Origin of the sequence: Staphylococcus sp. IVB6214, from assembly GCF_025558585.1 — a bacterium.
Classification (GTDB): domain Bacteria; phylum Bacillota; class Bacilli; order Staphylococcales; family Staphylococcaceae; genus Staphylococcus.
This window is the reverse complement of the sequence record NZ_CP094723.1, coordinates 168,923-192,589: the sequence shown is the minus strand read 5'-3', so window position 1 is coordinate 192,589 and position 23,667 is coordinate 168,923. Positions and strand designations below refer to the sequence as shown.

Genomic DNA, 23,667 nt, shown 5'->3' with positions numbered 1-23,667 from the left:
TTATCAATCGAAGTCAACAACTTTTTTAATTCTTTTTTTGTCATTTGATTGAGTGATTTATTTGTCGCTCAACAAGATATAACTATACAGCCTTTTAGATACCTCTACAATACTAAAATTTACACTCTTTAAAGCCTTTTATCTTTTTCAATATTTATTACCCATTTTAATTGCGATTATTTAATAACAGCTGAGACAGATATACATCTGTGCCTCAGCTGTAAAATATCTCGGGTGTCTGATTCCGACGTCATCTCGAAATACATCTCCCTTTTTATCATGTTACATTTCTGTTCGTCCTGAAATAGCTTTTGACAAAGTAACTTCATCTGCATATTCTAAGTCGCCACCAACTGATAGTCCTTGCGCAAGACGTGTGACACGAATACCGAGTGGTTTCACAAGTCGTGAAAGGTACATAGCTGTCGATTCACCTTCTAGATTCGGATTCATCGCGAGTATCAATTCTTGAACACCTTCGTCTTTCAAACGCTCTACAAGTGACGGAATATTAATATCTTCCGGTCCGATACCATCCATTGGGGATATCGTGCCATGTAAGACATGATACAGTCCTTTGTATTCTTTCATTTTTTCCATTGCAATCACATCTTTATCATCTTCAACGACACAAATAATTGAACGATCTCGTTGCTTATCCTCACAAATATAGCACGGATCTTGTTCTGTAATATGACCGCATGTACTACAATAGGTAAGTTCTCGCTTTACATCTACGAGTGCTTTGGCAAACTGTACAACGTCATCTTCTTTCATCTCTAATACATGAAAAGCCAGACGTTGAGCCGTCTTGGGGCCAATGCCTGGCAATTTCATAAAGCTATCAATTAGCTTCGATATCGGTTGTGGATAATGCATCTTACATCAATCCTGGAATGTTGAGACCTTTAGTATGTTTGCCAAGACGGTCTGCTGTCAGTTCGTCTGCTTTGTTCATTGCTTCATTTGTCGCAGCAAGTACTAAGTCTTGTAACATTTCAACGTCTTCTGGATCCACTACTTCTTCATTGATGATGACATCTACTACTTCTTTATGACCTGTTACAACCACTTTGACCATGCCACCGCCAGCTGATCCTTCAATTTTTTCTTCTTTTAATTTATCTTGTTCTTCTGCCATTTTCTTTTGCATTTTTTGCATTTGCTTCATCATTTGTTGCATATTACCGCCACCGCGCATAATCTAGTTCCTCCTTTATTAGCTATCGAGCTCGGACATTTTGTCTCAACTGCTCTTCAACATTTGTTTCCAATTATACATGCCTTTTTTTCAGTTGTCATGTCTCGCTATCCACTTCATGCACAATGTCTGCACCAAAAATATCTCTTGCCGCTTGGACGGCACTTGGCTGTTCTTGTGATGGTTGAGATTGTACAGGTTGTTCATTGCCATTGCGCTTCAAACCTTCTATATAATCACTGCGCACTTGCATCCATTTATCTGCCGGTACGCCAACAACTTCGACAGATTTGTTAATGATGTCTTTCACGACTTTCTCAACACTTTGCCGTTTCTCTTCGTCTTTTTGCAAAATTTCACAGTGGATTTCTTCTTCAAACTTAATCAACACTTTATCTTCACTCGCTGCAACGGGTTCAGAATTTTGTAACAAGCTAACCAATGCTTTTTGTTCTCGGTCTTTGGCATACTGAATCACATCAAGCCAACGTGCTTTAATGCTCGCAATATCTTCCTTATTCGCATTGTCTAACACCTTCGCAATACGTTGCACCGAGTACGTCATTGCGCTACCACGACGCTTCATCGGTTGTGTCTTTGGAGGTGTTGGGCGACTCGTACCTTGTGATTTGAGTGTTTTGAGTTCTGATTCCAGCTGGTCTATACGCGCAACAAGTGCTGTATCCACCTGCGCAGGTGCTTGCGTTGGTGTCGCATCCATCGTCACACTCGTCAACTTGATCATCTCGGACAACTTCACAAGTAATACTTCAAAATGTACATTTTGATTGACACTAAATCGTATCGATACAAGTGTATCATTGATGACATCTATCATTTGATACAAAACACTAAGGTCCAAGCTGCTCAAGGCATCATATTCGACCTCTGCATGGGTTGTCTTAGCCATAATGGTATCTCGAACGAAGTAAATCATGTCGTTGATCAAACGATTGACTTCCTTCCCTTGACTTACAAATGTATGATAACGTTCGAAAGCAGCGTGAACATTGCCTGATACAACATCCGCCATCAGCATGTTCAAGTCTGCATCAGCAAGACTTCCTGTCACATCTAACGCATCTTGAAGTGTTAAATGGTCATCTCCAAATGCAATGGCTTGGTCCATAATACTGAGCGCATCACGCATCCCACCTTCTGATACCTTAGCAATAAAATCTAATGCCGCTTCATCGTATCCAATCTCTTGTGTTTCAGCGACATACTTAAGTCTGGATACAATTTGTGACTGATTAATCGCCTTAAAGTCAAAACGCTGCGCACGTGAGATGATTGTTGGAGGGATTTTATGTGGTTCTGTCGTTGCCAAAATAAAAATGGCATGTGCAGGGGGTTCTTCAAGTGTTTTTAAAAGTGCGTTAAAGGCACCTGTCGTCAACATATGTACTTCATCAATGATATAGACTTTATAACGTGACTCACTCGGTGCATATTTCACTTTATCACGGATATTTCGTATCTCATCAACTCCGTTATTACTTGCAGCATCTATCTCGATGACATCTGAATTTGTTCCCAGCGTAATCCCTTTACAAATTGCACAAGTGTTACATGGTTCACCATCGTGATTCGTTTCACAGTTAATTGCTTTCGCAAATATCTTCGCAATACTCGTTTTACCTGTCCCTCGAGGCCCGCTAAAAATATATGCGTGTGATTGTTTCCCTTTTGCAATAGCATTTTTTAATGTTTTCGTCACATGCTCTTGACCCACGACGTCTTCAAAACTCTGTGGTCGAAACATACGATATAGCGCTTGATAGTCCACTGTTGCACCTCCGAATATACAATGTTCTTATTATATCATGTTCCCTTCATTTTGTATGTGATGATCGGTCACCATACAAAAAGTTTGAACCATCCTAACAACTGACTGTTATCATTACCACGTCTTATTGTCAAATTCAGTTCAAACTTCACTCCTACTATTTATATTGTAAAAAAGTGATCCGGATAATGGACTACTCCATGCGGCGGATCTTCTAATGAATCCCACAAAAACTTCACACGCACTGCTTCATTCGGCACATCGAATGGCACCGTAATATCATGGTCATCTGCTACTTCATAATCCAGCTGTTCATAGAAGTCAGGATATCCAACAACAACAATTGTTGTATACTCTTGTGCATAAGCACGCTCTTCTAAAGCCTGTACCAATGCCTGTCCAATACCTTTATGCTGGTATGCCTGTGTCACAGATAGTGGTGCGAGTGCAAGTGCAACATATTCATGATCATCACTTTGTATCGTTACTTCACTACACATCGCATGCCCAATAATGTCATCATCTGCAGTTTTTGCGATCACTTCTAATTCATAACGATAATCCGGTGCCATACGCAACCCTTTCACAAGTTGTGCTTCATTTTGGTTGGACTCTGGTACATCTTTAAAGGCATCTTCAATCATTTGTAAAGATGGCTCGTAATCCATCTCCGTTAATGTACTAATAAAAATCGACATCTTAGCGCCCCCTTATTCGTTTCAGTTAAATATGACTTAATCTCATCATTGAAAGCAAATTTCTTCCAATCTACCATTTCTATTATAACATTTATTCAACATACGATGATGCATACAACCAAAAAAGAGAGTTGAAACAATCGCTTAACGCGCATCATCCCAACTCTCTCTATATCAATATATCTTATATTTAACTATTAAAAAAACGTGCACCTTTGTGTTGAATGTGCATCACAAGCGTTACCAAAGTCGATAGCTAAACCTCGGCTACCCTACGGCACATATGAGAATCCACTTAATGCTGCTTCCGTCAGGACCTGACATGGTTCATGGGTTCATATTGCATAGGACCGAAGTCTTCAAACACCTCGTGCTTTGGGCAGACCTCACAAATACACACCCGTGACAAAGGAATTCAGCCTCGCATAAAGCGGATTTCGAGTCTAGGGAACCGCTACCTCCCCGCTTAGCACGGTACGATTAATATTACTATACATCCTTATCATTTTGCAAGCGTAATCCTATATGGACCACATTATTTTTGTCGACGTGAAAAATCCACAAAACAAAACTCCGTAGCTAAGTGCTTCGAGATGTTGTATTGGAACTTTGTTGTATCTCTCAGATGTACTATCCCTCTCACTGTTGCTGTGTAATTCGGCGTCACATCTCCAAAAGCCTCGTATTCTTGTGCGCCAAACGCTTCAAATGTAATTGATTTACTTGAAAAGCTAATATCATACCCTTTAATTCGTTCGATATATGCATATAAAGAGTCTAACAAGTGACTTTGCGATAAGTCAGGGAACAAGTCATATAACAAATAATCTTCATCAATAATTTTAGTGTGACCATCCATTTTTCGATGACGAACGATATGCCATAAAGGTGTATTCAACGAAACATTTAACGCCTGTTGGATAGTAGGGACATCCCCTGCAACTATCTTTTCAAAGACATGCAATTCTGTATGATGTGCCTTACCTTGCCTTTGTTGTACTTCTTTATAACTCACTAGATCGGCGAAAGGAAATTCTGTAATCCCTTGATAAATCACAACAGATCCTTTGCCACGTATCTTTTGAATCATGCCGTCAGCCACCAACATATTTAAACTTTTCCGGACTGTTTCACGTGACACATCGTATTGTTCCACAAGTCGATTTTCTGATGGAAGTTGTGTTCCATATGCGTATGTGCCTTCAAGAATACCTCTTCGCAATTCTTCATATATTTGCTTAAACTTATTTTGTTTGATCATGACATATCTTCGCCTCTTGCTTTGATTCTATGGACAAAACGTACGCCGCATATGGTTCAAGATAACCGTCTACCACTGCGCCATTCTCTACAATCATGTCACCTTCTCGCTCAATATCCTCTGGCAACTTAGCAGGTTCATTCGTCATATTCGCTACTACTAACCAAGCCTGTCCTTCGTAGTTCCGCTCATACACAAATAATTGTTCATGCTCCATATAGCGTGGCACGATATTCCCATACGTGACAATATCATGTGAATGACGCAATTCAATCAATTTTTGATACATATAAAAAATTGAGTTCCGATCTTCCAACGCCGCTTCAACATTAATCATTTCATAGTTTGGCGCCACATCAATCCATGGCGTTCCCGTCGTAAAGCCAGCATGCGTCTCTGCCGACCATTGCATCGGTGTACGAGAATTATCACGAGATTTCTGTCCGAGAATCGTCAGGATTTCTTGTTCATCATATCCTTGATCCTTCAATGAATGATATGCATTCAATGACTCGACATCTCGATATTGTGCAATCGATGTGAAGTGTGGGTCTGTCATCCCAATTTCTTCGCCTTGATAAATGTACGGTGTCCCTTGCAATAAATGTAGCACAATCGCAAGTGTTTTTGCACTCTGTTGTCGCATCGCTTCATCTAAATCTGTCCCAAAGCGTGACACGACACGTGGCTGGTCATGGTTACACCAAAAAATGGCATTCCATCCACCACCTTCATAGATGCCCGTTTGCCAGTCCATCAAAATAGTTTTCAACTGTTGTAAATCTAACTTTTGGTTCGTCCACTTCTCACCATCTTTATAATCTACTTTGAGATGATGGAAGTTAAAAACGCTGTTAAGTTCTTGTCGTTCAGGACGTGTATACTGAATACAGTGGTCAATTGTTGTAGAAGACATCTCTCCCACTGTCATCAATCCTTTTTCGCCAAATGTTTCTCGATTCATTTCGTGAATATATTCATGGACATGTGGCCCATCCGTATAGAACTCTTTGCCGATTGCTTCGGAGTCTTCAAACGCCCCTTTGGAAATCAAGTTAATCACATCAAAACGAAAACCATCTACACCAAAATCTATCCAGTAGTTTAAGATTTTGTACAATTCTTTGCGCACATTTTCATTGTCCCAGTTTAAGTCTGCTTGCGTTACATCAAACAAATGTAAATAATATTCGTCTGTTTGCGCATCGTATTGCCAAGCATTCCCACCAAACTTCGACATCCAATTTGTCGGTGGTCCATCTTGAGATTCCTTGAAAAAGTAATAATCTCGATACGGACTCTCTTTAGACTGTCTCGCTGATTGGAACCATTCATGTTCTGTTGATGTATGATTAATCACAATATCTATGATAACTTTAAGACCACGTACATGTGCGGCATCAAGTAGTTCACGAAAGTCTGATTTATTACCGAATCGTTCATTGATTTCATAATAATTACTGATATCATAGCCGTTGTCATTCATTGGTGAATCATAAATCGGTGTCAGCCATAAGTAATCGACACCTAAAAATTGTAAATAATCCAACTTATCGATAATCCCACGCAAGTCACCTTCTCCATTACCAGTTGTATCGTTAAATGACTTGGGATAAATTTGATAAACGACTGATTTTCTCCAATCTTGTTCTTTCATCATTCTGTCACCTTCCAAACGTTGTATATACATAAAAAAACAATAGGAAGGGGCTGAAACACAAGTATTCAGCTCCTCCCCTTTATTATATTTGATTCACTTACACTTCTTCAGATTTGTCTACCATCTTTTTTGTTTTTTCTCGACTGAATTTTGATAAAATGATCGTTAAAATAGCTGGCACAATCATTGAAATCACTGTTGCAATCGCAAAGATACCCCAGAATTCACGATTAATTGAAATAATTGCTGGTACTCCGCCGACACCAACCTTACCAAGTACGCCAGCGCCGCCAATCAACGCACCTGTGAACATTGTTGTAATGATACCTGCAAAGAATGGATATTTCAATGGTAGGTTGACACCAAACATCGCTGGTTCCGTCACACCTAAAAAGCCTGATAAACTCGAAGTTGCTGCCAAACCTTGTTCTTTTGCCATTTTACGCTTTTTGAAAATATACCAAGCACCTAATGCCGCAGAACCTTGCGCAATATTAGATTGTGCGAGTATCGGCCACAAATAAGTCCCTTGTAATTCACTGCCGATTAATTGGAAGTCCACTGCTAAGAACATGTGATGCAACCCTGTAATTACTAGCGGTGCGTAGAAAAGACCATAAATGGCACCACCGAGCCAACCGGCACTTTCGAATAATGCTATGATAGGAACAGTAATACCTCTACCAATCCATAAAGCAGCTGGTCCAATGACTAAGAATGCTAAGAATCCTGTCACTAACAATGCAACCGGAGCTACGACCAACAATTTGATTGAATCAGGAGTAATCTTGTTCATTCCCTTTTCGATTTGAGCAAGGACATAAGCAGCGATTAATACTGGCAACACTTGACCTTGATAGTTCAATTGCTCAATAGCCAGACCGAAAATATGCCACTTCGGAATCTCATCAGCTGTTCCTAATTCATATTGAGACAATAACTGTGGATGCATTAAGACAAGACCTAACACAATCCCAAGTACTGGACTACCGCCAAATACACGCATTGCACTCCAACCTACTAATGCAGGAAGGAAAATGAACGCAGTCGTCGCAATCACGTTAATAATATTCGCAACATCTGCAATTTCTGGGAAGCGCTCAACAATCGATGGCGCACCTTTTGTCCAATTCATCGTTAAGACATTATTGATTCCCAATAACAGACCCGCTGTAACGATTGCTGGCAAAATAGGAATGAAGACATCACCTAACAGCTTAATTAATCGTTGTAACGGATTCCCTTTCTTCGCTGCTTGTGCTTTTGCTTCATCTTTAGATACCGCTTCAGTACCTGTCTCGCTAACAAAGACTTTGTATACCTCATCCACTGTTCCTGGACCAATCACAATTTGGTACTTATTGTCAGCTTTAAACTGCCCTTTGACCAACGCATTGTCACTCAATCTTTCTTTATCCACTTGACTATCATCATGCAATACCAATCTGAGTCTCGTCACACAATGCGTCGCAGATTGTACATTTTCCGCACCACCAACAGCTTCAATAATATCTTGTACATCTGTTCGCTTAACCGCCATATCCTTCACTCCTCATCTCTCTATCTTGTATAGACAAATTATAACTTGTATGTACAAGTTATGCAAAGGCTTTCATAATTATTGGATTTTTATTTTTTTGAAACAACAAAAAACAGAGTGAAAATCTATTCCCTAAAGATTTTCACTCTGCTAATATTCAATATTTATGACGTTACTAGAAAAAGAATGTTGCCATAATCAATGTACTCATACCTACTAATATACAGTACAACATAGCAGGACCGAGTGTTTTACTAATCACACTGCCTTCTTTACCCGGCATATTAACAACCGCACATACCGCAACAACGTTATGCACACAAATCATATTCCCTGCTGCAGCACCAATCACTTGTGCACCGAGCACTGTGTAAACATCCGCACCAATCGCTTGGGCAATGTTTGCTTGAATTGGTGAGAACGTCAAGGTAGATACTGTCGCACTACCTGTAATGAAAGAACCGAGTGCACCTAAAAACGGCGCGATGACCAGCCAAACACCACCAAATGTATTGGCCATACCGTTAGCGATAAATTCCGGCATACTCAACAATTCATGACCGTTTAGTCCTGAGTTGCTGAATACGTGCACCATTGCCAATGTTGCAATCAACGTAATGGTTGTAATCCGAATTGTTCTGATAGAATCACGACAAGCTTTTGTAAAGTTGCGCATTGATTTGCGCTGAATAAGTACCGCTAAAAATGCTGATAACAGTAAGATCGTACCAGGCGAGTAGAGCAATTCCCAACTAGAAGAGATACGCTCATATCCTAAGATTTCATTCCATGACAGGTTGAATACAGATGTCGTAAAATGTTTAACTGGTGCGACCACACGTGTTAGTAACAAGAGTGCCACAACAATGAGATAAGGTGACCATGCAGACAACAGACTCATCTCATGTTTCCCTGATACAGCTGTTGTATCATAGCCATCTTCAAGTACATCCTGCCAAATCGTTTTCGGCATCAAAATACCTTTTCTCGCTGTCAAAACAGCCACTACAAGAACTGTGAGCGGTGTTAAGATTGATACAAACTCTGGACCTGTCAACATCGCATAAATCCATGCAGTGACTACGTAAACAACACCAATTAACATTGTCCATGGTACGATTTCTAGCACCGACTTGAGTCGATTGCCTTTCCCGAAGAAGATTACCATTGTTGCAACAATAATGAGTGGAATAAACACACCGCTTAACAAGTCAATTGCTGTAATGCGCAATGTTGTCATATTGAATAGTGTTTCATTCGCATCTTTCAACGTACTGAGTCCTACTATGATTGGCGTCCCTACTGCCCCGAATGATACAGAAACACTGTCTGCAATCAAGGCTGTTACAACACTTGTCAATGGCTTGAACCCGAGTGCAACCATTAACGGTGCCGTTACCATTGCAGGCGTACCAAAGCCTGATGCACCTTCAATCAATGACCCAAATAGAAATGCTACGATAATCACTTGTACACGCATATCATGTGATACATTTTGAAACCCCGCATTAATACGTGCAACTGCGTTTGTTTCACGCAATGTGTTAAGTAATGCCAAAGCACCAAATAAAATTAAAATAATCGTCAGTGTTTTATGTACACCTTGCAGGAATGAGGCAGCAATCACTCCACCTTCAATTCCCCAGACGAAGTAACCTAATATTGTGACAACGATCGTGCTAATCGTCATCCCAACGAGTGCAGACATACGTAAAACAACTAAACAAATGAATGGTACAATTACTGCACTTAACGCTACAAGCATTAATAAGGCATTCATCTAAATTCCCCCAATAACTTAATAAATTTGTCATAGTCATCAGATGACCTTATGACTTATTTAATCAAATTGTAAGTGCTACGATATATTAATTCAATATTTATCTTATTAACTTTGCATTCATTTTAAGGATGAATTTAGCAATCATTTATTTTATATAAATAGACACTCCTCAAACCCTTGATATGACTATTCTCAAAAAGTTTTTTACTCTGCCAATTATCTCCATAATTTTGCCATTTTTTGTACGCATTTTATCGGATGATTTTTAATAGATACCATCCTCTTCAAAAAGGGCACAACACGAAAAGTGCCGATATACTCATAATTATTCTCATACACCCTTTTTATGTTTTAATACTCCCTTTGAAAGCGACAACACCCGATTAATTATGACAGTTATATGATATTTTTTAATATCATTAAGCATATAGCATTTAAAATGAAAAAAGACTGGTATATAATAGAGCATAACAAGGTAAACCCCATGCCTTGCTCTTAAGCCAAACAGAAAGGTGATCGTTATGACAAGCAAACACAGCAAAGATATTATTATTATTGGAGCAGGTGTACTCAGCACAACGTTCGGTTCATTGATCAAAGACCTTGAACCTGACTGGAACATTAAGCTTTACGAGCGTTTAGATCAGCCTGGTGAAGAAAGTTCAAATGAGAACCATAACGCAGGTACTGGACATGCCGCACTATGTGAGCTTAACTACACAGTACAGCAACCTGATGGCTCTATTGATATTGAAAAAGCGAAAAGTATCAATGAAGAATTTGAGATTTCAAAACAATTCTGGAGCTATCTTGTAAAAAGCAAAAACATCGACACACCAAGAGACTTCATCAATCCACTTCCACACATTTCATTCGTACGTGGCGTAAACAACGTGAAGTTCTTGAAAAAGCGTTACGAAGCGATGAAACAATTCCCTATGTTCGATAATATCGAATATACAGAAGATATCGAAGTAATGAGAAAATGGATGCCATTAATGATGAAAGGTCGCAGTGCAAGTGACATCATGGCAGCAAGCAAAATTGATGAAGGTACAGACGTAAACTTCGGTGAGTTAACACGTAAAATGGCACGCAGCATTGAAAAACACCCGAATGCAGCAGTTCATTATAACCACGAAGTAACTAACTTCCACCGTCGTGAAGATGGCAAATGGGAAGTAAAAGTACGCAACCGTAAAACAGGTAACGTTCAAACTGAAATTGCAGATGTTATCTTTATCGGTGCTGGTGGCGGAGCGATTCCGTTATTACAAAAAACAGGTATCCCTGAAAGTAAAAACTTGGGTGGATTCCCAATCACAGGTCAATTCTTAGCATGTACAAACCCATCTGTTATTGAAGAACACGGGGTGAAAGTTTACGGTAAAGAACCACCTGGCACACCTCCAATGACAGTCCCTCACTTGGATACACGTTACATCGATGGTAAGAAAACAATCTTATTCGGACCATTCGCAAGTGTTGGACCTAAGTTCTTGAAGAACGGTTCAAACTTAGACTTATTCAAGTCTGTGAAACCTTACAATATCACAACATTGTTAGCATCAGCTGCGAAAAACCTACCGTTAATCAAGTACTCTTTTGATCAAATTTTAATGACAAAAGAAGGTTGTATGAACCACTTACGTACGTTTGTGCCTGAAGCACGTGACGAAGATTGGGAATTATACACTGCTGGTAAACGTGTTCAAGTTATCAAAGATACTGAAGAATACGGCAAAGGATTTATCCAATTCGGTACAGAGGTTGTGAACTCTGAAGATCATACTGTTATTGCATTACTTGGCGAATCACCAGGAGCATCAACTTCAGTATCAGTTGCATTAGAAGTAATCGAACGCAACTTCCCTGAAGAATTATCAGCTTGGAAAGCTAAAATCCAAAAAATGATTCCTTCATACGGCAAATCATTAATCGATGATGAAGCATTAATGCGCAAAACACGTGAACAAACTTCTAAAGACTTAGAATTGAACTATTACGAATAAAAGGAGTGCACACCGGTATGAAAAAATTAGTTGTTATTTCAATTATTCTTGGTGGAGCAGTAGCTGCGTTAAAACGTTATCAACAACATGTTAACAAAATGCCAAATATCGAATATTAATCTATAAAATAAACCTCTCCCCTTAGGACATTACGCCTTAAGGAGAGAGGTTTATTTGTTTATCTAATAAGAAAGAAGCAGCAGACCTGTTAATGGTTCTGCTGCTTCTTGTAGTTAGTGCCTATTTACTTTCTTTTTCTTTTTTACGTCTTCTGAAGAACAATAGTCCACCTAAAGCAGTGATTAATCCACCAAATAATGTAATTGGTTGCTGTGAATCTTGTCCTGTTTTTGGTAATTCATGAAGTGTTTGTTTTTTACCTTCTGAATCTATTTGAGACGGTGTTTCTTTCTCAATTGTCTCTCCATCTTCAGTGATTGTATCATTGTCTTTTTCTGTTGGCTTCATTGGTGAAGAGATAGTGCCATCTGGTTTTTCTTGCTTGTCACCTGATTTAGTGTCTTTACCTGGTTTATTTTCTGTATCTGAATGATCACCCGGTTTATCACTATCACCGATATCAGTTACTTCTGGGACTTTAATACCAGTTAACTTATCAAGTTCTTCTAGCAAGTCACCTTTTTGATCGGCTGGTAATGCTTCTACTTTTTCTGTTGCTGTTGCTTTCTTCACTTGCGCATCTTTTTGAAGTCGTTCTAACTCAGCTCTTTCTTCCGCTGTAATGATGCCATCTGCTTGCGCTTTTGCCAATGCATCTTTTGCTGCTTTATCCGCTTTCTTCGCTTCTTCTACCGCTTTTTCCGCATCTGCACGTTGAGCATCTACATTATCAGCGATACCATTTTCGTCAGAATCGTTTACTTCTGGAATTGTAATTCCGTCTAGCTTATCTAATTCTGATGGTAAATTACCTTTTTGATCTTCTGGTAACGCATCGACTTTTTCTGTTGCCGCAGCTTTCTTATCCGCCGCATCTTGTTGGAGTTTTTCTAGCTCAGCTTTTTCGGTTGGCGTGATTAATCCATCTTCATTTGCTTTAGCTAATGCGTCTTTTGCTGCCTGGTCTGCTTTCTTAGCAGCTTCAACCGCTTTTTCTGCATCTGCTTTTTGGGCATCTGTATCATCAGCAATTCCATTTTCATCTTTATCATTAATCTCTGGAATTGTAATTCCGTCCAACTTATCTAATTCTGATGGTAAGTCACCTTTTTGATCGGCTGGTAACGCATCGACTTTTTCTGTTGCCGCAGCTTTCTTATCCGTCGCATCTTGTTGTAGTTTTTCTAGTTCAGCTTTTTCTGTTGGCGTGATTAAGCCATCTTCATTTGCTTTCGCTAACGCATCTTTCGCAGCTTGATCCGCTTTCTTCGCTTCTTCCACTGCTTTTTCCGCATCTGCACGTTGCGCGTCTGTATCATCATCAATGCCATTTTCGTCGGCATCTGTTACTTTTGGAATTTCAATGCCGTCTAGTTTGTCTAACTCTGATGGTAACTCACCTTTTTGATCTGCAGGAAGTGCTTCTACTTTTTCTGTCGCCGTTGCCTTTTTGTCAGCAGCTTCTTGTTGAAGTCGTTCTAATTCTGCTTTATCAGCTGGCGTAATTAAGCCATCTTTACTTAATTCTGCTAATGCTGTTTTCGCAGCTTCATCTGCTTGTTTCGCTGCTTCCACTGCCGCTTCCGCTTCTTTACGTTGCTCATCCACTTCGTCAGCTACGCCGTTGGCGTCATTATCATTAATGTCTGGAATTTCTATACCATCCAACTTAGACAACTCTGTTGGTAACTCACCTTTTTGATCAGCTGGTAACGCTTCAACCTTATCTGTTGCTTCGGCTTTCTTCGCTGTTGCTTCTTGTTGAAGTCGTTCTAATTCTGCTTTATCAGCTGGCGTAATTAAGCCATCTTTACTTAATTCTGCCAACGCTGTTTTCGCAGCTTCATCTGCTTGTTTCGCTGCTTCCACTGCCGCTTCCGCTTCTTTACGTTGCGCGTCCACTTCGTCAGCTACGCCGTTAGCGTCATTATCATTAATGTCTGGAATTTCTATACCATCCAACTTAGACAACTCTGTTGGTAACTCGCCTTTTTGATCGGCTGGTAACGCTTCAACCTTATCTGTTGCTTCGGCTTTCTTATCTACTGCAGCTTGTTGGAGTTTCTCAAGTCCTTTCTTCTCTTCTGGTGTGATTAATCCATCTTTACTTAATTCTGCTAAAGTATCTTTTGCGGCTTGGTCTAACACTTTTGCCGCTTCCACTGCCGCTTTCGCTTCTTTACGTTGTTCATCCACTTCGTCGGCTACGCCGTTAGCGTCATTATCATTAATGTCTGGAATTTCTATACCATCCAACTTAGACAACTCTGTTGGTAACTCGCCTTTTTGTTCGGCTGGTAACGCTTCAACCTTATCTGTTGCTTCGGTTTTCTTATCTACTGCAGCTTGTTGGAGTTTCTCAAGTCCTTTCTTCTCTTCTGGTGTGATTAATCCATCTTTACTTAATTCTGCTAACGCATCTTTCGCGGCTTGATCTGCCACTTTCGCTTCTTCTACTGCTGCTTTTGCTGCGTCTCGTTGCGCGTCCACTTCGTCATCTACGCCGTTGGCGTCTGAGTCGTTCACTTTTGGAATTGTAATTCCCTCTAGTTTCTCTAACTCTGCTGGTAAGATGCCTTTTTGATCTTCTTGTAAGGCATTGACTATTTCTTCTGCTGCTGCTTTCTTGTCTACTACATCTTGTTGTAGGCGTTCTAACTCAGCTTTCTCTGTTGGTGTGATTAAACCATCTTCATTTGCCTTCACTAATTCCGCTTTCACGTCTTCGTCTGCTGTCATAGCTGCTTCCACTGCTGTCAAAGCTGCTTCGAAATCATCAGCAATACCATTTTCATTTTGGTCCGTTACAGACGGTATATCAATACCTGTTAAACCTGCTAATGTTGTTGGCATATCACCTTTTTGCTTCTCTGGTAATACGTTGACTTTTTCCGTAGCTGCTTCTTTCTTCTCTACTGCTTCTTGTTGAAGTCGTTCTAATTCTGATTTTTCCGTTGGCGTAATTAAGCCATCTTTACTTAATTCTGCTAACACATCTTTTGCGGCTTGGTCTGCCACTTTTGCCGCTTCCACTGCTGCTTCCGCTTCTTTACGTTGTTCATCCACTTCATCATCTACGCCGTTGGCGTCATTATCATTAATGTCTGGAATTTCTATACCATCCAACTTAGACAACTCTGTTGGTAACTCGCCTTTTTGATCGGCTGGTAACGCTTCAACCTTATCTGTTGCTTCGGCTTTCTTATCTACTGCAGCTTGTTGGAGTTTCTCAAGTCCTTTCTTCTCTTCTGGTGTGATTAATCCATCTTTACTTAATTCTGCTAAAGTATCTTTTGCGGCTTGGTCTAACACTTTTGCCGCTTCCACTGCCGCTTTCGCTTCTTTACGTTGTTCATCCACTTCGTCGGCTACGCCGTTAGCGTCATTATCATTAATGTCTGGAATTTCTATACCATCCAACTTAGACAACTCTGTTGGTAACTCGCCTTTTTGATCGGCTGGTAACGCTTCAACCTTATCTGTTGCTTCGGCTTTCTTATCTACTGCAGCTTGTTGGAGTTTCTCAAGTCCTTTCTTCTCTTCTGGTGTGATTAATCCACCTTTACTTAATTCTGCTAATGTATCTTTTGCGGCTTGGTCTAACACTTTTGCCGCTTCCACTGCCGCTTTCGCTTCTTTACGTTGTTCATCCACTTCGTCGGCTACGCCGTTAGCGTCATTATCATTAATGTCTGGAATTTCTATACCATCCAACTTAGACAACTCTGTTGGTAACTCGCCTTTTTGATCGGCTGGTAACGCTTCAACCTTATCTGTTGCTTCGGCTTTCTTATCTACTGCAGCTTGTTGGAGTTTCTCAAGTCCTTTCTTCTCTTCTGGTGTGATTAATCCATCTTTACTTAATTCTGCTAACGCATCTTTCGCGGCTTGATCTGCCACTTTCGCTTCTTCTACTGCTGCTTTTGCTGCGTCTCGTTGCGCGTCCACTTCGTCATCTACGCCGTTGGCGTCTGAGTCGTTCACTTTTGGAATTGTAATTCCCTCTAGTTTCTCTAACTCTGCTGGTAAGATGCCTTTTTGATCTTCTTGTAAGGCATTGACTATTTCTTCTGCTGCTGCTTTCTTGTCTACTACATCTTGTTGTAGGCGTTCTAACTCAGCTTTCTCTGTTGGTGTGATTAAACCATCTTCATTTGCCTTCACTAATTCCGCTTTCACGTCTTCGTCTGCTGTCATAGCTGCTTCCACTGCTGTCAAAGCTGCTTCGTAATCATCAGCAATACCATTTTCATTTTGGTCCGTTACAGACGGTATATCAATACCTGTTAAACCTGCTAATGTTGTTGGCATATCACCTTTTTGCTTCTCTGGTAATACGTTGACTTTTTCCGTAGCTGCTTCTTTCTTCTCTACTGCTTCTTGTTGAAGTCGTTCTAATTCTGCTTTTTCCGTTGGCGTGATTAATCCATCTTTACTTAGTTCTGCCAACGCATCTTTTGCGGCTTGGTCTGCCACTTTTGCCGCTTCGACTGCTGCTTCCGCTTCTTTACGTTGCGCGTCCACTTCGTCATCTACGCCGTTGGCGTCTGAGTCGTTCACTTTTGGAATTGTAATTCCCTCTAGTTTCTCTAACTCTGCTGGTAAGATGCCTTTTTGATCTTCTTGTAAGGCATTGACTATTTCTTCTGCTGCTGCTTTCTTGTCTACTACGTCTTGTTGTAGACGTTCTAACTCTGCTTTCTCTGTTGGTGTGATTAAACCATCTTCATTTGCCTTCACTAGTTCTGCTTTCACGTCTTCGTCTGCTGTCATAGCTGCTTCCACTGCTGTCATAGCTGCTTCCACTGCTGTCAAAGCTGCTTCGTAATCATCAGCAATACCATTTTCATTTTGGTCCGTTACAGACGGTATATCAATACCTGTTAAACCTGCTAATGTTGTTGGCATGTCACCTTTATATGCTGCTGGTAATTGATTGACGATATTTGTTGCTGCTGTTTTCTTAGCTACTGCATTTTGTTGTGCTGCATTTAATGTCTCTACTTCTGTTGGGGTAATTAAGCCATTGTTATTCGCTTTAGCTAATGCATCTTTCGCAGCTTGATCCGCTTTCTTTGCTTCTTCCACTGCGGCTGCAGCTTCATCAATTCTACGCAACGTATTTTTAATATCGTCTGAAACATTCATCACCGCATGGCTTTTATCTGTTGTGAGATTATCCCACTGCTCTGCACTATTATCAAATGTGTAAGTAAGTGGTACTTTTAAGACTTCTTCGTCTTTATCATAGTACTTTTGAAATGTTTACCATTTTGTCGTGTTGTTCTCAATATCCGCTAAAGTCAAGTCATGACTTGCTGTGATTGGTAAGTCATAAATCTTGTTATAGTACGTTGCATTTTTCAATAAACTTAAATCTTTATTGCCGTTTCTACCAGGAACAATTTTTAAGTTATTGTCCGTGCTCGCACTCTTGTCTGCTGTAAACAATGATGTTGTATTTTCTTTTAACGTCAGCTTAACGCCTTCTGGTGCTTGAACACCTAACGTAAGATCTGTTGGTAATGTGTTCGTTTTTCTTACATCACGCATTGGAACTGTTTGATGTATGACGAATTGGTCGTCTTGCCCTGTTGTTATCGATATATCTTCCACATGATATGGTGGTACTTGTAATAATAAAAGACCATCAGGGTGGAATGCAGGGCCTTCATCCCCTGAACCTGTGATTGTATAGTTCAATTGACTTTGGTTTTCAAATGTCACTGTCACACGTTTATTGTTATCATAAGTACCCCCTCTTCCATCAGGCCCTGATGTAATGGTTAAATTGTCTCCAGTTAGCTCCATTAAAGCTGATGCTTTTTGTCTTGCTTCATTACTTACATAAAGATTACTTACTTGATCACGTTCAAACGTAATTGACTTTCTCGATTCTTTACTCTTAATTGCACTGTAATCATCTAAGTCATAGACGTTTAATAGACCACTGACTGGTGTTTCTACTCCTTTGATATTATTCAGTTGTTGAAGTAATACATCTTTAGTCGTTTGTGATGTTTGAACTGTATTATATAAGTTATCAAACTCACTTTGATCTTTGTGTTCTACAAACGTTAAGTCTACTTTTGCACCTCCACCATTTTTTGAAGCAAGAGAAAGATAGTCTCTACCTGACATAAAGAAATATCGCGTATTCGCCGCATCTCCGTCTTTTGATGGGATGACAGATACTTTCGCAATGGCATCTACAATATGACCATCCGCAATACCGACATTACTCAAATATACATATGCTTCTGGTGTATTAGTATTCAACTCAACATATGTCCCCCTGTATGCAACTACACCACCACTACTTGTTGTTGCAAGCTGTTTCTTCGTAATCGTACCATCTGGATTTACTAAGAAGGCATACGACTTACTTTTTCCGTCTACAAACCTTGGAGAAAAGTTAATATTACCTGGCGCAAGTGCTGTCGATGGATCATCTATTTTTTGAACTAAGTCACCTGGGTAATCAATGATTTTCCCTGTATAAGTTTCCGCTGCACGTGTTGTTGGAGCGCTGCGGAAAACTGAACGGAATGCTGTACCACTTGTTGTTGCATATGATTTATTTTTCTCTAACTCTTCAGATAGCGCCACTGCCGCATCATATCGTGTCGCTGGCACGTCTGGTGTTTCTACTGTTTCATTAGATTGAACAGTTTCACCCGCTGTCACTACTTCTTCTGGTGTTGTAGTTTCATTCGCTACTTGATTCTCAGCAGGTTGTTTTACTTCTGAAATTGCTTCTGACACTTCTGAGATTTCTGTCGCACTTTCTTGTTTACTTTCTTCCGTTGATTGCGTTACTTCTTGCGATTCAATAGACTTTTCTTCTGTTGTTGATTCTTCTTTTTTTGCTACTTCAGTTTGTTCTTCAGTTGCTTTCTCTTCCGGTACTGCTTGCGTATAATTTTCATCTGTCACTACATCTGTTGTTTCAGAATCAGACGTAACGGTTGTTTCTTGTTCTGATAAGGCCTCTGTCGTCTCAGTTCCCGTTGGTTCTGATTGTACGTCTTCTGGCGTTTCTGTTTGTTCAGAAACGTCTGGTGTTTCTACGTCAGATGCGTCTAAACTGTCAGCTCCCATTTGACCTTCTGAAACGGCGCTATTTGTCATCTTTTCAGATGCTTGTACATCGTTGTTGACACCGAATAGTAATGTTGCACCGATGAGTAGTGATGCTGTTCCAAAGTTGACTTTTCTAATCGAATATTTATTGAGACGATTAGATAAAAAATTATTCTTGTTATTCATTAAATAAAACCTCCTAATATAAGTGACCTATGATGACTGTGATTAAATTATGTTTCGATAATTACATGAGCAAATGTGTTGGATATTGTTAATAAATGGGAATAGTCGTTAATAACTTCTAAATTGATGTATACAAATGAGAAACGAATCGAAAGTGGTGTCTTGAGTTGGTATGAAACTATATTTCTATCTATAAGTTCTTTTCTATACGATCTGCAGAGATACAATTTTTTAATTTTAGTTATATTATTTAACAATAAAGGTGATTTTATTAACATGCAACTTTTATCCTACTTTATATTTTAGACTATTACATAATTTTATAAACTCAATATATAAATTTAAGTCATTTGCACAAAACAAAATAAAAAGCAATAACCTTATTATGATAAGATTATTGCTTTTAAAACTTATTTAATTGTTAATACATCACAACTTATTCAAGTTGATCATCCATATAAAATGCCAATAAGATCCCCATTGGAATTGCTAGAAAAGGTGTGAACAATATACTTAAAATAAATGCGAACAGGACACTATAAAAAATAACATTTATATTGACTTCTAGTTCAAGTATTTTAGATATAACTTCTTTTATTTTCATAATTATCCCTACCTTACTTATAAAATTTGCGCACTCTTAAGAGATAGCCAAATATATTGTACGCGAATAAGAACACTAAGATGATAAGTCCTAAAGATTGATTGACGCCTGATTCAATGGAAAAGAAACTAAGTAATAAAATACCAATCATTAGAAAAGCACTATTCATCGTATACACTTTATACATAGATACTAGTGTAATATGTCGTTCTCCTTCATCCATTAATGCTAATACTTTTTCAGTGTACTGTTTCTCACCTACTTTTGGAAATCGTACATCATACTTTCTAACGAAGAGACTGTATGGTATGGTACTAAAACTTGCAATGACGAAGATGATCATCATTAATACTGACATAATTGAGCTGCTGTTATTCAGTACTGCAAATATCATGAAAATAAAACTCAACAACACGTTGAACTGATTGATGGCTCCAACACGCCAAAATAACAATGATAAACGAGACTCCATCTGATCTGTTTCTGTACATACATCAGTCATTGTTTGTGTCATTTCTTTCTTCTTTTTTAGAATGTGTTTTTGTAACCATAGTTGATAGAGAAATAATCCTGCAATCACAGCTAGAACCATATATCCGATGATTGACATCGTCCAATCGTCTACAAAATGAAACTCTGTTAAAAAGCGAAATCCTTTTGTATCAGCGAAAAACAAACCGACAAAGCCACCAATGAGACCACCGAACAACATGGATAATATGAAACGCATCACCTTCATAAAATATCTCCCTTCTCTCTTTTTCGATATCTATCATTTATATAAAGCGTATAATAAATAGGTCAAAAAGACAAGTATATTTGTCAAATCATGCATAAAAAAGAGTGATATTTTGAAAACACCACTCTTTTAAAGATGCTTATTAAGGAATCACACGTGTCATCACTTGATTGAAAGCTTTATCAGTGATTTCATGTGCATGTGCTTTTTGATAATTGTGTCGTACTTTGAAGTAACGTTTCTTTCTTTGAATGTCTTTCAATGCTTCAATCAGATGCGCTGCATGATTATCTTTATCAAAGAGATTTTCCGGTGCCGTTACATTCATATTATGTGCGTTGACTCGATAGCCTAATATGAGCATGTCATGATCGAATGCCCGTTGTACAGCGTCAATAATCTCGCCACCTTCATTGATGTCTAAATAGACGTCACACTCGTGATATAACTTATCGACCGTAGCGCGCTCAATCGCTGGGTACAGACGTACATTCGGATATTGATCCATCGCCATCAGAACGTCAGACATCTCGGTCACTGCCCCGATATGAAAGGTCGCCTTTGGACATGCTTGCACAATGTCTGTCAAATGATGAATTTGACCCGAGTTCGTCATCGTTAAAATATTAGCTGTATATTGGTTCGTTCGTGCATATTCATAAAGGTATCCAGCGCGTAACAGTCGCTGTTGTGCCTGTGTATCTAATTGTTGTGATAATATGTCATATTCTCGTTGATCCGGCACAATGACATGGTAGTCACGTATGTTCTCTTCTTGTAGCATTAACGACATATTACCCGGCATATGGCCACCACTCTTTTCTTGCCAGAATAACAAATCATGCCCTGGCTCATTCAAACGATATAGGATAGAAAATGGGAGCCCTAGTGAATTGATGACAAACTGATTCATAGCGATTCCTGCTTCACGTAGAAAAAAGTGAATGAACGCAATTTTATGATTGAAGTGATGTGATTGTCCTTGCCAGTTCACGATAACAGATTGCGCAACAAAGTTTTCATAAATCACTTCATGGCCTTGCTGATCTAAATATTTGCGAAAGATTTTGTTTCCTGTCAAATCATAAACTGTTTGTGCAAAACGGACACCGTGTTGTGTATAGTGATCGACATACTGTAAACGCCCAGCATCATCTAACCATTCGACGTGACTCACAATACGTGGTTTCGAACCACGGTAATAGCGAATGTATGCACGGACCTTGCCCATATCATTCACTGTTGCTTCGGTATTATTGCCGATAATTTCCCAATAACGCGGTACTTGTACTTGATTGAAATAAAGTGCCTTGTGATGACCTCGCACCTGATACTGTGAAAAAAAGCGATACGGTGTCAAAATCTGTTCTGGCAAAAAGCCGTCATCTTCTAATACAATCGTTTTATTATTGTGCCCAGCAAGTTTGAGCGTTTGATACAATGTGCGCGCTGCTTTATCAAAGTGTTCAAATAAATTAATCATGCCATACCTCCGAAATCAAATCTTGCCATTTTTGTTGGATTTCTGTCGTTAAATAAGGACGTGCCAATCGATAAGACGTACGATGCGGTTGGTTGGGGCCACGTTCAAAAAACCGAACAATATGTGCTGCATACGTTGTGATGATATGTTGTGTGCTGTCTTCTTTTGGGTTGACTGGTATTAAGTAGCCATTTTTTTCATGTTGAATAAAGGTAGGATTCCCATAGTTGACGTCGAACCCAATCATACCCAATCCTGAACCGACAGCTTCTAACAATGTTAAACCGAACCCTTCACTCGTTGATGCAGAAACAAACAACTTATAGTTGGCATACACTTTTTCAAGATGCACATGCCCTTTCAAATGAATATAATCTTGAGCATCTTGTTCTTCGATAAGCGATGCTAGTGCTTTTCTCTGTCCACCCTCTCCGTATATATCAAATTGTAATTCTGGTAATGATTGCTTGGCGATTACTACCGCACGTATCAACCAATCGATATGTTTTTCACTCGCTAATCGAGACGCTGTAATCAATGTATAGGGCACTCTTTTTTTATCTGGGTATCTCAACTCTGGTAGACTTCCAACAGGGATTGTGACGATTTTCGGCTCTGCATCCAAATATTTTTTAAATTGTGCAGTTAAGATTTGATTTTGTCGTTCTGTCGCAGTGATATAAAAATCAATCTCTTTATGTTGTGCAAAGGGATATTCATAATAATTATTCCACAAGATATGATCATCATCTGTTGCGTGCTCACTGAAATGTTCGGCATGTACAACGATACCTACTTCACTGTCCCCTTTGTTCTGAAGAATTGCTTGTCCAACATCTGTCGAACGATCAATGATAATGATATCTTCTGACGTTAGATTAAGTTGTTGAAAGAAGTAAGACACGAATGCTTCTCGACTATAAAACTTTTGATCTGGAAAGACATATAAGTTTGTGTCACCATCAATATATTCAGTAAATGCAATCGTCCCTGCTTCATTGTAAAACTGACGCATATAAAGCTTTGCAACGTTATTACTCGGCGCATAGTATTCAGAGAACGTGCGTACATAGCTATAATAATCTTTACGTACAAGCATGCCATTAATAACAAATTCTGCACGATCAACAATTTCTGATCCTTCATTTTTTAAGTAACAGGTGATGAAGCTTTGTTGACCTTCGAAATACAAACGTCTCACTTTTCCTTCTTGCGTTTCATGTACGACTGGTTCCGCTACATCTTTGAGAATGTCTTGTACCGTAAACGTTGTCGGTGCAATGCGTATGTCTGTGAAATATTGATAAAGCCATATGACTTCATCGTCTTGAAATCCTATATTTTCCGTCAATGTTTGAATATTTTCATTGCTGATAAACTCTAAAAATACAAACTTCATCGGTGCACTGATTGCACGTAGTAGCTTGGCTCTGTACATTTGTGCATATTCGACACCACTACTCGCCCAACCGATACCAAAGTTAATATTATAAATTGTCACCTTTTCT

Annotated in this window: 16 protein-coding genes and 1 other RNA gene; 2 read left to right on the top strand and 15 right to left on the bottom strand. The window is 39.3% G+C overall.

Annotated features, from left to right (window positions below; all coding sequences use genetic code 11):
* Positions 1 to 282 precede the first annotated feature (282 nt).
* From recR to MUA51_RS00835, 9 genes are all read right to left on the bottom strand, one after another.
* Positions 283 to 879 carry a recombination mediator RecR gene (gene recR / locus MUA51_RS00875; protein ID WP_262560035.1) on the bottom strand — a complete coding sequence of 199 codons (597 nt, stop codon included), beginning with the start codon at positions 877 to 879 and terminating at the stop codon, positions 283 to 285.
* Between the two features lies 1 nt (position 880).
* Entirely contained in the window at positions 881 to 1,201 is a 321-nt protein-coding gene (locus MUA51_RS00870) for a YbaB/EbfC family nucleoid-associated protein (protein ID WP_095115100.1), read from the bottom strand.
* A 97-nt stretch (positions 1,202 to 1,298) separates the two neighbouring features.
* Entirely contained in the window at positions 1,299 to 2,966 is a 1,668-nt protein-coding gene (gene dnaX, locus MUA51_RS00865; RefSeq protein ID WP_481906521.1) for a DNA polymerase III subunit gamma/tau, read from the bottom strand.
* A 185-nt stretch (positions 2,967 to 3,151) separates the two neighbouring features.
* Positions 3,152 to 3,688 carry a GNAT family N-acetyltransferase gene (locus MUA51_RS00860; RefSeq protein ID WP_262560033.1) on the bottom strand — a complete coding sequence of 179 codons (537 nt, stop codon included), beginning with the start codon at positions 3,686 to 3,688 and terminating at the stop codon, positions 3,152 to 3,154.
* Positions 3,689 to 3,893: 205 nt separating this feature from the next.
* An RNA gene (ffs, locus tag MUA51_RS00855) (signal recognition particle sRNA large type) lies at positions 3,894 to 4,163 on the bottom strand.
* A gap of 60 nt (positions 4,164 to 4,223) precedes the next feature.
* Positions 4,224 to 4,949: a trehalose operon repressor gene (gene treR / locus MUA51_RS00850; protein ID WP_262560032.1), complete on the bottom strand. Its 726-nt coding sequence runs from the start codon at positions 4,947 to 4,949 to the stop codon at positions 4,224 to 4,226.
* Positions 4,933 to 6,606, bottom strand: a complete 1,674-nt coding sequence (treC, locus tag MUA51_RS00845) for an alpha,alpha-phosphotrehalase (RefSeq protein WP_262560841.1) — start codon at positions 6,604 to 6,606, stop codon at positions 4,933 to 4,935. The genes treR and treC overlap by 17 nt, the downstream gene beginning before the upstream one ends.
* Positions 6,607 to 6,706: 100 nt before the next feature.
* Positions 6,707 to 8,149: a PTS system trehalose-specific EIIBC component gene (treP, locus tag MUA51_RS00840; RefSeq protein WP_262560031.1), complete on the bottom strand. Its 1,443-nt coding sequence runs from the start codon at positions 8,147 to 8,149 to the stop codon at positions 6,707 to 6,709.
* Between the two features lie 175 nt (positions 8,150 to 8,324).
* The gene (locus MUA51_RS00835; RefSeq protein WP_262560030.1) at positions 8,325 to 9,929 is read right to left on the bottom strand and encodes an L-lactate permease; all 1,605 of its coding nucleotides are present in this window, start codon (positions 9,927 to 9,929) and stop codon (positions 8,325 to 8,327) included.
* 524 nt (positions 9,930 to 10,453) lie between these two features.
* Here MUA51_RS00835 and lqo point away from each other — a divergent pair.
* Together lqo and MUA51_RS00825 are read left to right on the top strand one after the other, a co-directional pair.
* Positions 10,454 to 11,944, top strand: coding sequence for an L-lactate dehydrogenase (quinone) (gene lqo, locus MUA51_RS00830; RefSeq protein WP_262560029.1), 1,491 nt, complete (start codon positions 10,454 to 10,456; stop codon positions 11,942 to 11,944).
* A gap of 17 nt (positions 11,945 to 11,961) precedes the next feature.
* Positions 11,962 to 12,063, top strand: coding sequence for an SE2200 family small protein (locus MUA51_RS00825; protein ID WP_262560028.1), 102 nt, complete (start codon positions 11,962 to 11,964; stop codon positions 12,061 to 12,063).
* 121 nt (positions 12,064 to 12,184) lie between these two features.
* On the opposite strand, the gene MUA51_RS00820 is transcribed toward MUA51_RS00825, so the two are convergent.
* The 6 genes from MUA51_RS00820 to gtfA all read right to left on the bottom strand — a co-directional run bounded on the left by MUA51_RS00820 (position 12,185) and on the right by gtfA (position 23,660).
* Positions 12,185 to 17,212, bottom strand: coding sequence for a GA-like domain-containing protein (locus MUA51_RS00820; RefSeq protein WP_262560027.1), 5,028 nt, complete (start codon positions 17,210 to 17,212; stop codon positions 12,185 to 12,187).
* A gap of 117 nt (positions 17,213 to 17,329) precedes the next feature.
* Positions 17,330 to 19,333, bottom strand: coding sequence for a YSIRK-type signal peptide-containing protein (locus MUA51_RS00815; protein WP_262560026.1), 2,004 nt, complete (start codon positions 19,331 to 19,333; stop codon positions 17,330 to 17,332).
* 436 nt (positions 19,334 to 19,769) lie between these two features.
* Positions 19,770 to 19,937 (bottom strand): VraH family peptide resistance protein, encoded by a 168-nt coding sequence (locus tag MUA51_RS10850; protein ID WP_481906509.1) that lies wholly within the window; start codon positions 19,935 to 19,937, stop codon positions 19,770 to 19,772.
* Between the two features lie 13 nt (positions 19,938 to 19,950).
* Positions 19,951 to 20,676 (bottom strand): DUF3169 family protein, encoded by a 726-nt coding sequence (locus MUA51_RS00810; RefSeq protein ID WP_262560025.1) that lies wholly within the window; start codon positions 20,674 to 20,676, stop codon positions 19,951 to 19,953.
* Positions 20,677 to 20,818: 142 nt separating this feature from the next.
* Positions 20,819 to 22,159, bottom strand: coding sequence for an accessory Sec system glycosylation chaperone GtfB (gene gtfB / locus MUA51_RS00805; protein WP_262560024.1), 1,341 nt, complete (start codon positions 22,157 to 22,159; stop codon positions 20,819 to 20,821).
* Positions 22,152 to 23,660, bottom strand: coding sequence for an accessory Sec system glycosyltransferase GtfA (gene gtfA, locus MUA51_RS00800; RefSeq protein WP_262560023.1), 1,509 nt, complete (start codon positions 23,658 to 23,660; stop codon positions 22,152 to 22,154). Before gtfA ends, gtfB begins: the two co-directional genes overlap by 8 nt.
* Positions 23,661 to 23,667 lie beyond the last annotated feature (7 nt).

Bases quoted from the DNA above. Each gene is read 5' to 3' on its own strand.
- lqo (WP_262560029.1), top strand. From the start codon at position 10,454: ATGACAAGCAAACACAGCAAAGATATTATTATTATTGGAGCAGGTGTA.
- MUA51_RS00810 (WP_262560025.1), bottom strand. From the start codon at position 20,676: ATGAAGGTGATGCGTTTCATATTATCCATGTTGTTCGGTGGTCTCATT.
- MUA51_RS00815 (WP_262560026.1), bottom strand. From the start codon at position 19,333: ATGAATAACAAGAATAATTTTTTATCTAATCGTCTCAATAAATATTCG.
- treC (WP_262560841.1), bottom strand. From the start codon at position 6,606: ATGAAAGAACAAGATTGGAGAAAATCAGTCGTTTATCAAATTTATCCC.
- gtfB (WP_262560024.1), bottom strand. From the start codon at position 22,159: ATGATTAATTTATTTGAACACTTTGATAAAGCAGCGCGCACATTGTAT.
- treR (WP_262560032.1), bottom strand. From the start codon at position 4,949: ATGATCAAACAAAATAAGTTTAAGCAAATATATGAAGAATTGCGAAGA.
- treP (WP_262560031.1), bottom strand. From the start codon at position 8,149: ATGGCGGTTAAGCGAACAGATGTACAAGATATTATTGAAGCTGTTGGT.
- MUA51_RS10850 (WP_481906509.1), bottom strand. From the start codon at position 19,937: ATGAAAATAAAAGAAGTTATATCTAAAATACTTGAACTAGAAGTCAAT.
- MUA51_RS00860 (WP_262560033.1), bottom strand. From the start codon at position 3,688: ATGTCGATTTTTATTAGTACATTAACGGAGATGGATTACGAGCCATCT.
- dnaX (WP_481906521.1), bottom strand. From the start codon at position 2,966: ATGTTTCGACCACAGAGTTTTGAAGACGTCGTGGGTCAAGAGCATGTG.
- MUA51_RS00870 (WP_095115100.1), bottom strand. From the start codon at position 1,201: ATGCGCGGTGGCGGTAATATGCAACAAATGATGAAGCAAATGCAAAAA.
- recR (WP_262560035.1), bottom strand. From the start codon at position 879: ATGCATTATCCACAACCGATATCGAAGCTAATTGATAGCTTTATGAAA.
- MUA51_RS00820 (WP_262560027.1), bottom strand. From the start codon at position 17,212: ATGAATGTTTCAGACGATATTAAAAATACGTTGCGTAGAATTGATGAA.
- MUA51_RS00825 (WP_262560028.1), top strand. From the start codon at position 11,962: ATGAAAAAATTAGTTGTTATTTCAATTATTCTTGGTGGAGCAGTAGCT.
- MUA51_RS00835 (WP_262560030.1), bottom strand. From the start codon at position 9,929: ATGAATGCCTTATTAATGCTTGTAGCGTTAAGTGCAGTAATTGTACCA.